At 60.3% G+C, this 610-nt stretch carries 1 protein-coding gene; it reads left to right on the top strand.

Features of this window, described 5'->3' with window-relative positions; genetic code table 11:
• Positions 1–466 (top strand): RNA chaperone Hfq (gene hfq, locus AACY49_RS29910; protein WP_339527814.1); only part of this gene is annotated, 466 nt, incomplete at its 5' end.
• Between the last annotated feature and the right edge of the window lie 144 nt (positions 467–610).

Here is a 610-nt window from a genome sequence, read left to right as displayed (position 1 = left end):
AGACCTGTTCCTCAACGCCCTGCGCCGCACCAAAACCCCGATCACGATGTTCCTCGTGAAGGGCGTCAAGCTGCAGGGCATCGTCACCTGGTTCGACAATTTCTCGGTGCTGCTGCGCCGGGATGGGCAGTCGCAGCTGATCTACAAGCATGCCATTTCGACGATCATGCCGGCCAACACGGTCGACATCGACGCGATCGTCAACGCGATCGGCGAGGCGCAGAAGAAGCAGCCGCTGCTGCAGGAAATCTTCCTCAACGCGGTGCGCAAGTCCGAAGACAATGTCACCATGTTCCTGGTGAATGGCGTAATGTTGCAGGGGCAGATCGCGGCGTTCGACCTGTTCTGCATGCTGCTCCAGCGCGATGGCATGGCGCAGCTCGTCTACAAGCATGCGGTCTCCACCATTCAGCCCGCCCATCCCCTTAATTTGGCTGATGAAACAGCAGGTTCGGACAACGATTGACCACAGGTTTTGAACGGGACCGCGACGATGTCGCGCGGGGTGCCAAGGCCGTTGTCGTCTATCCCGACACCGGTATTTCGTCGCGGGATGCCGATGCCCGGCTGGCCGAAACCGCCGGGCTCGCCATGGCGATCCATGTCGAAG

This window comes from Pseudomonas sp. EL_65y_Pfl2_R96 (assembly GCF_963970905.1).
Classification (GTDB): Bacteria; Pseudomonadota; Gammaproteobacteria; order Pseudomonadales; family Pseudomonadaceae; genus Aquipseudomonas.
This window is presented reverse-complemented; position numbering and strand designations above follow the sequence as displayed.